The organism is Vagococcus hydrophili, assembly GCF_011304195.1.
Lineage (GTDB): Bacteria > Bacillota > Bacilli > Lactobacillales > Vagococcaceae > Vagococcus > Vagococcus hydrophili.
Window position 1 is genome coordinate 2,568,656 of record NZ_CP049887.1, and the last position, 13,707, is coordinate 2,582,362.

Annotated in this window: 15 protein-coding genes; 1 reads left to right on the plus strand and 14 read right to left on the minus strand. The window is 35.2% G+C overall.

The window, feature by feature from the left end; genetic code table 11:
* Window positions 1-10 precede the first annotated feature (10 nt).
* The 3 genes from G7082_RS12580 to G7082_RS12590 all read right to left on the minus strand — a co-directional run bounded on the left by G7082_RS12580 (window position 11) and on the right by G7082_RS12590 (window position 1,174).
* Window positions 11-454 (minus strand): GatB/YqeY domain-containing protein, encoded by a 444-nt coding sequence (locus G7082_RS12580; RefSeq protein WP_166035409.1) that lies wholly within the window; start codon window positions 452-454, stop codon window positions 11-13.
* 24 nt (window positions 455-478) lie between these two features.
* Window positions 479-655, minus strand: a complete 177-nt coding sequence (rpsU, locus tag G7082_RS12585; RefSeq protein ID WP_086951372.1) for a 30S ribosomal protein S21 — start codon at window positions 653-655, stop codon at window positions 479-481.
* A 111-nt stretch (window positions 656-766) separates the two neighbouring features.
* Window positions 767-1,174: a Fur family transcriptional regulator gene (locus G7082_RS12590; protein WP_166036095.1), complete on the minus strand. Its 408-nt coding sequence runs from the start codon at window positions 1,172-1,174 to the stop codon at window positions 767-769.
* Window positions 1,175-1,294: 120 nt separating this feature from the next.
* Between G7082_RS12590 and G7082_RS12595 the strand changes: the two genes are divergently transcribed.
* The gene (locus G7082_RS12595) at window positions 1,295-2,128 is read left to right on the plus strand and encodes a pyruvate, water dikinase regulatory protein (protein WP_166035411.1); all 834 of its coding nucleotides are present in this window, start codon (window positions 1,295-1,297) and stop codon (window positions 2,126-2,128) included.
* 223 nt (window positions 2,129-2,351) lie between these two features.
* Here the strand turns inward: G7082_RS12595 and G7082_RS12600 are convergent, their stop codons facing one another.
* The 11 genes from G7082_RS12600 to ylqF form a co-directional block, all read right to left on the minus strand.
* Window positions 2,352-3,224 (minus strand): aldose 1-epimerase family protein, encoded by an 873-nt coding sequence (locus tag G7082_RS12600; protein ID WP_166035413.1) that lies wholly within the window; start codon window positions 3,222-3,224, stop codon window positions 2,352-2,354.
* A 19-nt stretch (window positions 3,225-3,243) separates the two neighbouring features.
* Window positions 3,244-4,044, minus strand: coding sequence for a GTP-sensing pleiotropic transcriptional regulator CodY (gene codY, locus G7082_RS12605; protein WP_166035415.1), 801 nt, complete (start codon window positions 4,042-4,044; stop codon window positions 3,244-3,246).
* 30 nt (window positions 4,045-4,074) lie between these two features.
* Window positions 4,075-5,478 carry an ATP-dependent protease ATPase subunit HslU gene (hslU, locus tag G7082_RS12610; RefSeq protein ID WP_166035417.1) on the minus strand — a complete coding sequence of 468 codons (1,404 nt, stop codon included), beginning with the start codon at window positions 5,476-5,478 and terminating at the stop codon, window positions 4,075-4,077.
* A gap of 15 nt (window positions 5,479-5,493) precedes the next feature.
* Entirely contained in the window at window positions 5,494-6,042 is a 549-nt protein-coding gene (gene hslV / locus G7082_RS12615) for an ATP-dependent protease subunit HslV (RefSeq protein WP_166035419.1), read from the minus strand.
* A gap of 17 nt (window positions 6,043-6,059) precedes the next feature.
* On the minus strand, window positions 6,060-6,950 hold the full coding sequence (gene xerC, locus G7082_RS12620; protein ID WP_166035421.1) for a tyrosine recombinase XerC: 891 nt from the start codon (window positions 6,948-6,950) through the stop codon (window positions 6,060-6,062).
* Window positions 6,951-7,103: 153 nt separating this feature from the next.
* Window positions 7,104-7,532 carry a GNAT family N-acetyltransferase gene (locus G7082_RS12625; protein ID WP_166035423.1) on the minus strand — a complete coding sequence of 143 codons (429 nt, stop codon included), beginning with the start codon at window positions 7,530-7,532 and terminating at the stop codon, window positions 7,104-7,106.
* 1 nt (window position 7,533) lies between these two features.
* Window positions 7,534-8,829, minus strand: coding sequence for an FADH(2)-oxidizing methylenetetrahydrofolate--tRNA-(uracil(54)-C(5))-methyltransferase TrmFO (gene trmFO, locus G7082_RS12630; protein WP_166036096.1), 1,296 nt, complete (start codon window positions 8,827-8,829; stop codon window positions 7,534-7,536).
* Between the two features lie 123 nt (window positions 8,830-8,952).
* Window positions 8,953-11,034: a type I DNA topoisomerase gene (gene topA, locus G7082_RS12635; RefSeq protein ID WP_166035425.1), complete on the minus strand. Its 2,082-nt coding sequence runs from the start codon at window positions 11,032-11,034 to the stop codon at window positions 8,953-8,955.
* 118 nt (window positions 11,035-11,152) lie between these two features.
* On the minus strand, window positions 11,153-12,022 hold the full coding sequence (dprA, locus tag G7082_RS12640) for a DNA-processing protein DprA (RefSeq protein ID WP_166035427.1): 870 nt from the start codon (window positions 12,020-12,022) through the stop codon (window positions 11,153-11,155).
* A gap of 62 nt (window positions 12,023-12,084) precedes the next feature.
* The gene (locus G7082_RS12645) at window positions 12,085-12,852 is read right to left on the minus strand and encodes a ribonuclease HII (protein WP_166035429.1); all 768 of its coding nucleotides are present in this window, start codon (window positions 12,850-12,852) and stop codon (window positions 12,085-12,087) included.
* A complete protein-coding gene (ylqF, locus tag G7082_RS12650) occupies window positions 12,852-13,694 on the minus strand; it encodes a ribosome biogenesis GTPase YlqF (RefSeq protein ID WP_166035431.1) in 843 nt (280 codons plus the stop codon). Before ylqF ends, G7082_RS12645 begins: the two co-directional genes overlap by 1 nt.
* Window positions 13,695-13,707: the final 13 nt, after the last annotated feature.

Genomic DNA, 13,707 nt, shown 5'->3' on the forward strand with positions numbered 1-13,707 from the left:
TCAATGGATTTTAAGATATTAATTCTTTAACTAAAGCATTAATTTTTTGTCCGTCAGCTTTGCCTTTTGTTTTCGGCATCACTGCACCCATTACCTGACCAAAATCCTTCATCGATGTTGCGTTCACAGAAGCAATAGCCTCTACAATAATAACCTTAAGCTCATCATCTGAAAGCTGTTCTGGCAAATAACGAGCAACAATAGAAATACCACTTTCAGCTTGTTCCACTAAATCTTGACGACCAGCTTTTTCAAACTCGATCAGTGCTTCTTTCCTTTGTTTCATTTCACGAGACACTAAAGTCAGCTCTTCTTCAGGAGATAAATCATCTCCCTTACTGATTTGCTCGTTTTGGATAGCAGTTTTAATCATTCTAAGAATGGCTAAAGACTCCTTATCCTTGCTTTTCATCGCTAATTTGATATCATCATTTAACGTATTTAAAAGTGACATAATATCAGATCCATTCATTAAAAACTAGAATTTTTTACGCTTTCTTGCAGCTTCAGACTTTTTCTTACGCTTAACACTTGGCTTTTCGTAAAATTCACGCTTGCGGTATTCTTGTAAAGTACCAGTTTTTGAAACGGAACGTTTAAAGCGACGAAGAGCGTCATCTAATGATTCGTTCTTACGAACAACAGTTTTTGACATATAAATCCCTCCCTCCAAACTTTTAGGTAACCGTTTTTCATAAATTACATTAAAACAAAAAACCGTTCGTAGTATATTATACCTAATGAGTTTTTTTCAGTCAACTGTCTCTCAGTGTTTTTTTAAGCATTTTTGACATTTTCCTAAAATTTCGAACCTGTGAGACTCAATTTCACAGTCTGGAAGTTGCTCATCAAAGAAGGTCATCGGGCATAAATTGACTTCTTTTGTCGCTCCACAACTTGTACAAATAAAGTGATGATGGTGCGAATGTTCGTGACAACTAGACACATCACAATGAAAACGAACTTTTTTTTCACCCATTAATTCGGTTTCTTCCAGTAATCCCATTGTCGTAAAATCTCTTAAATTTCGATAAATTGTATCGTAACTAATCCCTGAATGTTTTTTATTCATAAAGTCAAAAACTTCGATTGCTCCAAGATATCTGTTCTCTTGAATCAAAAAAAGGAGGATTTCTTCTCTTTTTTTAGTATATTTATAACCATTTTCTTTCATAATCTTAATGGCGCTCTCTAATTGACCGTTCACTGCTTTCACCTCGCTAACGTTGTTTCATTAACATCATTATATGATATAATGAGCCATATGTAAAAAACAAAAGAAGGGAATAATCAAATGACCAATAACCAAATTTATATGTACATTATTTCTGATTCAGCTGGAGAAACAGCCTCAAAGCTTGCCCACGCCTCAATTGCTCAGTACGATCAATTAGACGTTGACGTTCAACTTTTAAAGCAGACATTCATAGAAAACCCTAGCGATTTAATGTGCGCTTTAGAAGAGGCGAAAGAACTAAATGCAATCGTTCTACAAACCTTAATCTCTGAAGACCTCGTTCAATTATCAAATGAGTATTGTAAAGAAAATAATTTATTTACAATTGACGCCTTATCACCTATCGTTAACGAAGTCAAAAAAAGAACAGGTATCGAACCTAGTCGCGTACCTGGTGCTCTTCATTTCTTAAATGAAAATTATTTTGAAAGAATTAACGCCATGGAATTTGCGGTAAAGTATGATGATGGTAAAGATCCTCGAGGCTTTTTAGAAGCTGACATTTTATTATTAGGTGTTTCAAGAACGTCTAAAACACCTCTCAGCTTATTCCTAGCCAATAAAAATTTAAAAGTAGCTAACTTACCATTAATACCAGAGGCTCATATTCCTCCTCAGATTTGGGAAGTAGACCCTAAAAAAATTGTTGGTCTGACAAATGATCCAAAAATTTTAAACGCAATCCGAGAAGACCGTATGCGCTCATATGGGTTAAGACCAAATACCGCGTATTCTGATATTGGTAAAATTAAAGATGAATTAAAATTTGCTAATGAGTTATACGAAAAAATCGGCTGCCTCATTATCAACGTTGCTCAACGCTCAATCGAAGAAACAGCCTCCATCATTTTAACTGAACTCGATCTAGAAGATCACAGCTATTTCTGTTAACAAAGAGTAGTGAAAAAGGCGCTTAGCTCCAAGCGACTGGAAGAAACGAAAAACAATTCGCCCTTTTTGAATTGATTTTCATTTCTGAAGTTGCCGCAGGAGTTGCCTTTTGAACCCGGACTACAAAGAGTGGTGAAAAAGGCATTTTTCTCCAACTAAAACTAAAAAAAATTTATAAAACAAACCCGATGCTAATTTTTTAAAATCAGCATCGGGTTTTGTTTTATTTAATTGATATTTTATAACTTCTTTCAAACACATCTCCAGGGTGAATTAAATTCATCCCTTTTTTATCTTCAATTTTACCTGTAGCATCTGTTGTATCAGCAATTCCTGCCCAAGGTTCAATGCACACAAAAGGGGCTTCTTTAGGGAATGGGGACCAAATACCAACGTACGGTAGATTATCATACGACACCACAACCCCGTGATTCGTTACATCTGATAAAATTGAAAAGGCATTTTCTCCCTTAGTTTCTAACACAAGTGCATCTTTTTCGAAAATACGTCTTTCCACTTGAATGGAAGTATTTGTTTGAGCCAATGTTTTTTCAGCTAGATTGATAAAGGCACCCTCTAAAGGTAATAAAAATCGGGATTTTGAAGGAGCAAAATGTAAGTAATAATCATTAAAGTTTGTTCCTTTAACAAGTGGAATATTAAAGGCAGGATGACCACCGATACCAAAATACATTTCCTCTGATTGAGTTTCCACTTGATAAGCAATGGTTAAATCATTATCAACCAATCGGTAAATTAGTCTAAGTTCAAAGTGAAAGGGATAGTTTTTCAATGTTTCTTCACTACTTTTTAGTAAAAACGTTGCACTATCCTTTTCTTGATGTTCCACAATAAATACCATATCTCGTGCAAATCCGTGTTGATTCATCGTATAGGATTCATTGTTATACGTATAACTATCACCCTTTAATTTACCTACAAAAGGAAATAGAACAGGAGCATGTCTTGCCCAATAGGTTTCATCTGCTTGCCAAATATACTCTAAGTTGGTTTCTTTGAGTACAAAACTACAAACCTCTGCCCCTTTTTCATTAATGCAAACACGACTACTTTTACTCTCCAAAATAACTGACATACATTAACCTCCTAAAAAACTAAATAATGTTTTCTTTGTTTAATTCTTCTTTGAAACGATCATTAGTAATTTTGATATAGGTACCTTTCATTCCTAAAGATCTAGTTTCGACAATCCCTGCAGACTCTAATTTTCTTAGAGCATTAACAATCACAGAACGAGTAATACCAATCTCATCAGCAATTGTTGAGGCTGTAATGCGGCCTTCTGTTCCTTCCAAGACATTAAAAATTGCTTTAATTGCCTTAGTTTCACTAAACGATAATGTCCCAATAGCCATTTTAACGTTTGTTGATTCTCTGACTCTTTTTTCAATTTCACGAGATTGTTGATATAAAATTTGCATACCCACAACTGTAGCACTGTATTCTGCTAGAACAAGATCATTAGAATTAAAAGGTGTTTCTAATCTTCCTAGAATAATCGTCCCTAGACGTTCTCCAGCACCATATATTGGTACAACTGTTGTATAAGCTTCGATAAACCCTGTTTCTTCCCGCAGTTCAATTGGAAAAACAGTCATTTCACTATCGATTTTAATATTTTCCTTGGTTAAATCAACATAAGAAATTCCGCGAATATATGATCTAGGAAACTTTTGTTCTAGTAACATGCTTTTGACACGCTCATTATTAAAATCATGAAGAACGATATACCCTAAAACGACGCCTTCTTTGTTAATAATATACGCATTACAATCTAAAATATCACCCAATGTGTCAGCCATCTGATTATAAGGCAAATCAGATGACAAACTGAATGTGTTTTCCTTTTGCAATAGTTCATTAATCATTCGTGTTTTTGCTAGTAGTGTATCCATCCGTTACTCCCCCTCAGATTAAACAAACGATTATAGAATATAACGACTTAAATCTTTGTCAGTTGCAATATGATCTAATTTTTCATTCACATAGCTCTCTGTTATAGTAATTTCTCCCATTTGCATATCTGGTGATTCAAATAATAAATCTTCAAGTAATTTTTCAAGAATCGTATGTAAACGTCTCGCTCCAATATTATCCGTTTCACTGTTCACGCTAAACGCGATGTTAGCGATTCTCTCGATAGCTTCTTTCGTAAAAGTTACTTTTATATTCTCCGTAGCTAAAAGCGCAATATATTGCTTCACAAGCGCGTTATCAGGCTCTGTTAAGATTTTGATAAAGTCTTCAGCTGTTAAATCATCTAATTCCACTCTAATCGGGAAGCGCCCTTGCAGCTCAGGAATTAAATCGCTTGGTTTACTTAAATGGAACGCACCTGATGCGATAAACAAGATATGATCTGTTGAGATTGTTCCGTATTTTGTATTAACAAGTGAGCCTTCAACGATTGGTAAAATATCACGTTGAACGCCTTCTCTTGAGACTTGACCAGAATTTTCTGATTTTGATGTGATTTTATCAAACTCATCAATGAAAACAATACCGTGGTTTTGAGCTAAACGAATTGCTTCACTATGAATATCAGCATCATTGACTAATTTTTCAGATTCTTCATTAATTAAAATCTCACGAGCTTCTTTGACAGTCAACGTACGTTTCACTTTTTTCTTAGGTGTTAGAGCGCTTAAGGTATCGTTTAAATCAATTCCCATTTGTTCTAAGCCGTTATTCATTGCAGGGGCTGTTTTCTTTTCTTCAACTTCAATCGTAATTTCACGATTTTCAAGCATGCCTTTTTCAAGTTGTGATTGAACTGTCTCACGACTGACACGAATTGTGTCGTTGATTTCCTCTTTTTCTTCTTCTTGGTTATTTCCCATACCATTCATCATGTTCATCATCATATCAAACTGATTGGTATTTTTCTTTTGTTCCTTTTTAATTCCTGGAACCAATAATTTAACCAATCTCTCTTCAGCTTTTTTCAACGCTTGAGAATAAACACTGCTGTATTGTTCTTTTTTAACAATCACAATACTTGATTCGACTAAATCACGAATCATTGATTCCACGTCACGACCAACATAGCCGACTTCAGTAAATTTCGTTGCTTCCACCTTAACAAAAGGGGCATTCACGATTTTAGCTAATCGACGGGCAATTTCTGTTTTACCAACACCTGTTGGTCCGATCATTAACAGATTTTTAGGTGTAATTTCTTGTTGCATATCTTCATCTAATTGCATACGACGGTATCTATTTCTTAAAGCAACAGACACTGATTTTTTTGCAGTGTGTTGTCCAATAATATATTTATCTAAATCTGAGACGATTTCTCTAGGTGTTTTTTGATTAGTTGTCGTTGTCATAGTGTCACCATTCCTTTAAAATTCTTCTACAATAATATTATGATTTGTATAAACACAGATGTCTCCTGCAACATGCAACGCCGCTTGAGCAATCTCACCTGCCGTTAATTCTTCTTTACCATTTGATTTTAAGGCTCTTGCAGCTGCTAAAGCATAGTTGCCACCTGAGCCGATTGCTAAAATACCATCATCTGGTGCGATAACTTCTCCTGTTCCTGAAACAACCAACATCTCTTTGTCGTTCATCACGATTAACATGGCTTCAAGTTTTTGCATCATCTTGTCGCTGCGCCACTCCATGGCAAGTTCAACGGCTGCTCGCATTAAATTGCCTTTATATTCATTTAATTTACCTTCAAATTTTTCTTCTAGGTTAAAGGCATCTGCCACACTTCCAGCAAACCCAACAATAACTTCATCATTATAAATTCGACGAACTTTTCTTGCTGTTCCTTTCATCACGACAGATTCGCCCATTGTTACTTGGCCGTCTCCTGCCATTGCAAATTTGCCGTCTTTTTCAACAGCACAGATTGTTGTTGAATGAAATGTTGTGTATCCCATAATATTCTTCCTCTCTTTTAAGCTCTCGGATGAAAATTTCGATAGCTTTTTTGCAGTGTATCTGTTGTTACATGAGTATAAATCTGTGTAGAAGACAAACTTGAATGTCCCAATAATTCTTGAACTGTTCTCAAGTCTGCTCCGTTATTTAATAAATGAGTCGCAAAGGTATGCCTAAACATATGCGGATGAATATCCGTCGTTAAGCTACTCTTTTCGATAATTTTTTTTAATATATATTGAATCCCTGAATCTGTTAATTGCTCACCTCGATGATTCACAAATAAAAAATCATGGGATGTTTTACTCTTGGTCATTAGTTCCGCGCGCCCGGACTGAATGTAATCCATTATCGCGTCATTTGCAAATGAACCAAAAGGAACGTATCTCTCTTTATTACCTTTTCCAAAAATTAGCACAACCGAATGTTCAAAATCGATATCTTTAATTTTGATATTCACACATTCCGTTACCCGAATCCCTGTACCATAAAGGACTTCTAGTAACGCTCTGTTTCGATTGTCTAAAGCATCATCTCCTTGCGTCTGCAAAAATAAGGCTTCCATTTCTTTTTCATAAAAGAAACGAGGCAATTTAGCTTGTTGGCGTTTCATCTGAACATAGGAAAATGGGTTATCTTCTAAGACTCCATTTTTTACTAAAAACTGATAGAAAGAGCGCAAACTAGAAACATTGCGACTAATCGTATTTCGACTGTAATTTTGATCGTGAAGTTTAGATAAGTAGATTCTAATATCTTGAAGGGTCACAGATAAGTAATCTTCATCACCTGTTTCCTTTAAAAATCCAAAAAAGTTTAGCACATCATCATGATATGCCTCTTTTGTTTTTTCAGAATACTGTCTCTCAATCATGATATATCTTAAAAACTCAGTTAAGTGATCCATCGTCCAAGAAAGTCCTTTCAAATAAATTACAAGACAAATGTAACATACTCAATAATCTAAAACAAATGAATTGTCAGAATTTAACGAATTATACAGAAAAAGGACACAATTTGTTCACAAAAATAGCACTCGATTATATCGAGTGCTAAAAATTTAATTATTCCAAGTCAATGTTTTTTCTAAATGACCTGTTTCGTCTATTGATTCTGATAAAAAAGTAAATCCTTGTTTGATATAAAACTCATAAGCCTTTTTATTTTCTTCATAAACGCTTAATGTCAGGTGAGTATGACGCTCTTTAACAAAATTAAGTAACTTCTTACCCACACCTGTTCCTTGTGATTCATTTTTAACGAAAATACCCTCGATATAATCATCACCCATACCGATAAAACCAAGAACTGTATCCTCTTCTTCAAAAACATACACAAGGGCTTCTGGCATCATTTTCTTAACAAATGGTAGTGCTTCTTCCCAATACGAGGCATCAATAAAACTATGAGCTTCCGTATTCGCACTTAACCAAATATCAAAAACCTGTTGCCATCTAGAGTCTGTCACATCTACCAATTGATTAATCATACTATCGTACAACCTTCTTAATATCTTTTAATGCACGATCAGCAATCGCTTGGTATCGTTCTTTTTTATCTCTAATTTTCATTGGTAATTCAGGGAAAATACCAAAGTTTGCGTTCATTGGTTGGAAATTTTTACCTGATGTATGCGTAATGTAATGCGCCATACTTCCCATTGCTGTTGTTTCTGGGAAAATAATTGGTTCTTCACCTTTTGCTAAACGGGCTGCATTAATACCAGCAACTAATCCACTCGCTGCACTTTCAACGTAACCTTCCACTCCAGTCATTTGACCAGCAAATAAAAGAGTCGGACGTTTTTTTGATTGGTAAGTAGGTTCAAGTAGTTCAGGTGAATTCATAAAGGTGTTACGGTGCATTACCCCGTAACGTACAATTTCAGCATTCTCTAATCCTGGAATCATTTGAATAATTCGTTTTTGTTCTCCCCATTTCAAATGAGTTTGGAAACCAACAATGTTGTAAAGTGACGCTGCTGCATCATCTTGACGTAATTGAACTACGGCATAAGCACGTTTGCCCGTTTTAGGATCTTCTAATCCAACTGGTTTTAGAGGACCAAATGTCATTGTTTTTTCTCCACGAGCCGCCATAACTTCAATCGGCATACATCCTTCAAAGAATTTTTCTTTTTCAAATGTTTTTAACGGCGCTACTTCTGCTGTGATTAATGCTTCTCTAAATGCGTAGAACTCTTCTTTGTTCATGGCACAATTTAAATAAGCTGCTTCCCCTTTATCATATCTTGATTTAAGGTAAACTTTATCCATATCAATCGTATTTTTATCTAAGATTGGCGCAGCTGCATCGTAAAAGTATAACCCTTCTGATTCCGTAAATTCTTTAATACTTTCAGCTAAAGGTTCACTTGTTAAGGGACCTGTTGCGATAATCGTAATACCCTCTTCTGGAATTTCAGTGATTTCTTCATGATGAACTGTTACATTTTCATGATTTGATACTTTATCTGTAATATATTGAGAAAAGCTTTCGCGATCAACGGCCAATGCCCCACCAGCTGGAACTTGGTTCACATCAGCTGAGTCAATAATGACAGAATCCAAATAACGCATTTCTTCTTTTAAAAGACCAGCAGCTATTGTGACACTGTTACCTCTAAGGGAATTCGTACAAACAAGTTCCGCAAATTTATCCGTGTGATGAGCTGGTGTTTTTTTGACCGCTCTCATTTCATATAAATCAACTTTAATACCAGCCTCAGCTACTTGAAACGCTGCTTCACTACCAGCAAGACCAGCACCAATTACAGTTACTTTCATTTCTGTCATTAAAAAAACCTTCTTTCTTTTTCACAAAAAAATACTAAAGGGACTTAAAACATTTTTTGTTTTAGTCCCTCGACGATAGTATTATACACAATTTAATTAGTAATAGACAACATTTTATTTTTGCACATCTTCTGTATAATCACAGTCGCTACAAATAATTTGTTGACCACCACGTACTTTTTTAAGTATTAGGTAATGAGAACATTTTGGACAATCACGACCAATTGGGCGATCCCAAGAAGTAAATTCACATTCAGGATACTGATCACAGCCAAAGAAGATACGATTTTTCTTCGTTTTCTTCTCGATAACATCTCCTTTTTTACAAGTTGGACATGTCACACCGATTTTTTTAACGATGGCTTTCGTGTTACGACAATCAGGAAAATTACTACAGGCATAGAATTTACCATATTTACCTAATTTAATGAGCATTGGATTGCCACATTCTTCGCAGTCAAAGCCTGCTGGTTCATCTTTTAATTGAACTTTTTCTATTTCTTTTTCAGCGACTTCTAACTCTTTAGCAAATGGTTTATAGAATTTATCAACGACGTCCACCCAATTTTCTTGAGCAATGGCTATCTTATCTAAATCTTTTTCCATCTCAGCCGTAAAGTTCACATCCACAATTTTCGAGAAGAACTCACAAACTAATTTATTAACAATTTCACCAAGCTCAGTTGGCTCAAAACGACGCGCGTTTAATTTCACGTAGTAACGTCTTTGAATGGTTTCAAGGGTCGGCGCATACGTAGATGGGCGACCTACACCGTTTTCTTCTAAGGTTTTAATCAAGGTTGCTTCACTAAATCTTGCTGGTGGTTGAGTGAAATGTTGTTTTGGCTCAATATCGGCTGATTTAACCGCATCTCCCTCAGCAAGTTCTGGTAAGATATTTTCTTTATCTTCTTTACCATCATCTTTGCCTTCAATATAGACTTTCGTGAATCCAGCAAACTTGATTTTTGAGCCATTGGCAACAAATTTAATGCCATTTTGTTCGATATCAACACGCATTGTATCTAAAATAGCTGGTGCCATTTGACTTGCGACTGTTCTTGCCCAAATTAATGAATACAATTTAAATTGATCTTTATCCAAGAATTCTTTGACTGATTCTGGTGTTCTTAAAATACTTGATGGACGAATCGCCTCATGGGCATCTTGAGCACCCTTAGCATTTTTAGTTTTCTTAATAGCACCACCAGTATAGTCTTTTCCGTATTTCTCAACGATAAAGTTAAAAGCTTCTTCTTTAGCCGTATCAGAAAGACGAGTTGAATCAGTACGCATATAGGTAATTAAACCGACTGTTCCTTGACCTTTACCAAGCTTAATTCCCTCATACAATTGTTGTGCCACCATCATGGTTTTTCTTGTTCTGAAGTTTAATTTACGAGCAGCTTCTTGTTGCATGCCACTGGTTGTAAAGGGTAGTGATGGGTTTCTTTTACGTTCTTTTTTCGTTACTTTCGTCACATCGTAATCGCGAGAAGTTAATTTTTCTGTGATAGCTTTTACTTCATCTGCATTATTTAATTTTAATTTTTTACCGTCAATCCCGTAAAAATTAGCTTTGAATTTTGATTTCCCTTTGACAAAATCACCTGTAATACTCCAATATTCTTCTGGAGTAAACGCACGAATCTCATCTTCACGGTCAATAATCATTTTTAAAGCAATCGATTGAACCCGACCGGCACTCAATCCTTTTTTTACTTTCTTCCATAATAACGGACTAATTGAATAACCTACCAAGCGGTCTAAAATCCGACGAGCTTGTTGGGCATCCACTAAATCAACGTTAATTTTACGTGGTTCTTTAAACGCTGCTTTAACAGCATCTTTTGTAATCTCATTAAAGACAACTCGGTTGTTATCTTCTAAATCCAAATCTAAAATGTGGGCGAGGTGCCATGCGATGGCTTCCCCTTCCCTATCCGGATCGGCTGCGAGGTAAACTTTATCCGCCTTTTTCGCATATTTTTTTAATTCTTTGATAACGGGACCTTTTCCCCTGATATTAATATATTTTGGATCATAGTTATCTTCAATATCTATACCCATTTTACTTTTAGGAAGATCTCGAATATGACCCACACTCGCTACAACTTTATAATTTCTGCCTAAGTACTTTTCAATGGTTTTAGCTTTTGCTGGGGATTCTACGATTACTAAATATTTATAACTCATGTTTTAATCCCTTTCTTTCACTTATTTTATCTTTTATTTTTTTGTGTTCAACAATCGATAACCATATTAGTCCATTAAACAGCCATTTGTCAAGGAGCGAATTTTTTTTGACTCTTATTTATGAAAATTCATTCAAGATATCAGAGGCTTTCCACGTACATTTAGCTCCTTCTTGAATGAGTTGTAAACAACCTTCAGAATGATCCTTCAAAGGATTCCCTGGAACTGCAAAAACATCTCTCCCTTCCTCTAAAGCAAGTTGTGCTGTAATAAACGTTCCACTTTTCTTTTCGGCTTCAATCACACAAACTCCTTGACTTAACCCTGCAATAATTCGGTTACGACTTGGAAAATGATAAGCTAATGGTGGTGTCTTAGGTAAATATTCTGTTAGAAGGAGATGTTTTTCTCCTATATATTGTTGCAGGCGCCAGTTTTCTTTTGGATAAACATAATCCAGACCTGAACCGATAACCGCAATCGTTTGTCCCTGATGTCTAATGGCTGCTTGATGAGCCGATGTGTCATTCCCTCTTGCCAATCCACTGACAATTGTGATTTCTTTTTCACATAAATCTGGAACAATTTTTTCAATCATTTCTTTCCCATAAGGGGTGGCATTTCTTGAACCAATAATCGCTAGTTTTTCTCTCGACATTAACCTGATATTTCCTAAGTAAAATAAAGCAATCGGTGGATTATAGATTTCTCTCAGATTTTCTGGATACTCATCATCCATAATAGTCACAAATGAATATTTATCCAAAAAATCTAATAAGTTTTCTTGAGATATTTGCTGTACTTTTTCAAATGATTGTGAAAAAGTCTCTTGATAAGATGACCTCACACGTCCAATAATGCTCATTTTTTCAGCTGTCAATTCTTCCTCTGGATTTTCGACTTTATATTGCAATATGAGTAGTAAACCTTTATTACCTATTCCTTTTAAATGCTTTAATCTAAAAATAAATAATCTTTGATCTAACATAAAAAAACCTCCTATTTATTGTACTATTAGTAAAGTACGTAAATAGAAGGTATTTTTTTGATTTAAACCATATCTTTTACAGGGGCAAATGATTTTCTATGAATCGGTGTGACACCATGCTCTTCTAACCCCATCAAATGCTTTTTAGTTCCATATCCAGCATTGTTTGAAAAGTCATATCCTGGATACATGATGTCAAATTCTTCCATCATCTTATCTCGTGTGACTTTTGCAATAATACTCGCACAAGCAATAGAAATACTTCTAGCGTCACCTTTGATAATTTTTTCTTGTCCAATCGGTAAATCAAGCACCATCGCATCAATTAACAAAAAGTCCGGTTTGACTTCTAATTGTTCCACAGCTTCTTTCATCGCAAGTTTTGTGGCTTCGTAAATATTTACTTGATCAATCACGTCATGATCTTTAATCCCGATACCAATAGCTACCGCTTGCTCTTTAATCTTCACAAAGAGTTCTTCTCTTTTTTTCAATGAAAGTTGCTTAGAATCATTCACTTCATGTAAATCAAAATCTTCTGGTAAGATAACTGCGGCTGATACAACAGGTCCAGCTAAAGGTCCACGACCCACTTCATCAATTCCCGCAATAAATTTAAAACCTGACTTTCTAGCATTTTTTTCAAACTCTTTCATTTCTTCAAAATGTTCTTTTAATTTCTGAGCCTTTAACAAGCGATTTTGACATGATTTGATTGCAGTCTGAACACTTTTTCTTTCATCATCAAAAAAAGACTGTTGTTCTAATTCATTTAGAGAGCTGACCTCTACTAACAGTTCCTTTATCTCTTTTGCCGTTAATTTACTCATTACATATCCTCAACTCGGTCTAAAGTATATTGACCCAAACGTCCGTCACGAATTTCTTGAACCACCATAATACTCGCTCGGTCAAAATCATCTTGGAATCCTCTTTTTTTAGTGATTAAGAGTAAAATATCTACTGGTGTTAACTCAAGCTCTTCTTCTGATAATTGATATCTCTTACCTAATTGGGCAGAATAATGCTCTTTAAAATAGGCTAAACCAAATAAAGCTAAATCATCCATATGAAGTAACGTATCTTTAATCGCTCCTGTTAAAGCTAACTTACGACCAATTTCTTGATCTTCAAATTTAGGCCATAAGATACCCGGTGTATCTAAAAGTTCCAACTCATTCCCTGTTTTTAACCACTGTTGCCCTTTGGTTACTCCAGGAGTGTTACCTGTTTTCGCCATATTTTTTTTAGCTAAACGATTTAATAAAGTTGATTTACCAACGTTTGGAATCCCAATACACATAGCTCTGATTGGTCTTGGTTTCATCCCACGAGCACGTTGTCTTTCAATTTTTTCAGCTAAAATTTCTTTGGCTTTAGGAACAATTTTTTTAATTCCTTTGCCTTCATTAGCGTTAATATTTAAACACGCATGTCCTTGTGATTCGAAATATCTTTGCCACTTGCTTGTTTCAATTGGATCTGCTAAATCAGCCTTATTTAATAAGATGATTCTTGGTTTTTGTTGAATTAAACTATCCAACATTGGATTTCGACTAGAAATTGGTAGTCTAGCATCGACTATTTCTAACACGATATCCACTAATTTTAATTTTTCAGAAACTTCTCTACGGGCTTTCGCCATGTGTCCTGGAAACCATTGTATTGTCATTTTCTTCCACTCC

Excerpts from the sequence above, each read along its gene's own strand:
- G7082_RS12625 (WP_166035423.1), bottom strand. The coding sequence starts at position 7,532 with ATGATTAATCAATTGGTAGATGTGACAGACTCTAGATGGCAACAGGTT.
- hslV (WP_166035419.1), bottom strand. The coding sequence starts at position 6,042 with ATGGGATACACAACATTTCATTCAACAACAATCTGTGCTGTTGAAAAA.
- trmFO (WP_166036096.1), bottom strand. The coding sequence starts at position 8,829 with ATGAAAGTAACTGTAATTGGTGCTGGTCTTGCTGGTAGTGAAGCAGCG.
- hslU (WP_166035417.1), bottom strand. The coding sequence starts at position 5,478 with ATGACAACGACAACTAATCAAAAAACACCTAGAGAAATCGTCTCAGAT.
- G7082_RS12580 (WP_166035409.1), bottom strand. The coding sequence starts at position 454 with ATGTCACTTTTAAATACGTTAAATGATGATATCAAATTAGCGATGAAA.
- xerC (WP_166035421.1), bottom strand. The coding sequence starts at position 6,950 with ATGGATCACTTAACTGAGTTTTTAAGATATATCATGATTGAGAGACAG.
- G7082_RS12590 (WP_166036095.1), bottom strand. The coding sequence starts at position 1,174 with ATGAAAGAAAATGGTTATAAATATACTAAAAAAAGAGAAGAAATCCTC.
- rpsU (WP_086951372.1), bottom strand. The coding sequence starts at position 655 with ATGTCAAAAACTGTTGTTCGTAAGAACGAATCATTAGATGACGCTCTT.
- ylqF (WP_166035431.1), bottom strand. The coding sequence starts at position 13,694 with ATGACAATACAATGGTTTCCAGGACACATGGCGAAAGCCCGTAGAGAA.
- codY (WP_166035415.1), bottom strand. The coding sequence starts at position 4,044 with ATGGATACACTACTAGCAAAAACACGAATGATTAATGAACTATTGCAA.
- topA (WP_166035425.1), bottom strand. The coding sequence starts at position 11,034 with ATGAGTTATAAATATTTAGTAATCGTAGAATCCCCAGCAAAAGCTAAA.
- G7082_RS12600 (WP_166035413.1), bottom strand. The coding sequence starts at position 3,224 with ATGTCAGTTATTTTGGAGAGTAAAAGTAGTCGTGTTTGCATTAATGAA.
- G7082_RS12645 (WP_166035429.1), bottom strand. The coding sequence starts at position 12,852 with ATGAGTAAATTAACGGCAAAAGAGATAAAGGAACTGTTAGTAGAGGTC.
- G7082_RS12595 (WP_166035411.1), top strand. The coding sequence starts at position 1,295 with ATGACCAATAACCAAATTTATATGTACATTATTTCTGATTCAGCTGGA.
- dprA (WP_166035427.1), bottom strand. The coding sequence starts at position 12,022 with ATGTTAGATCAAAGATTATTTATTTTTAGATTAAAGCATTTAAAAGGA.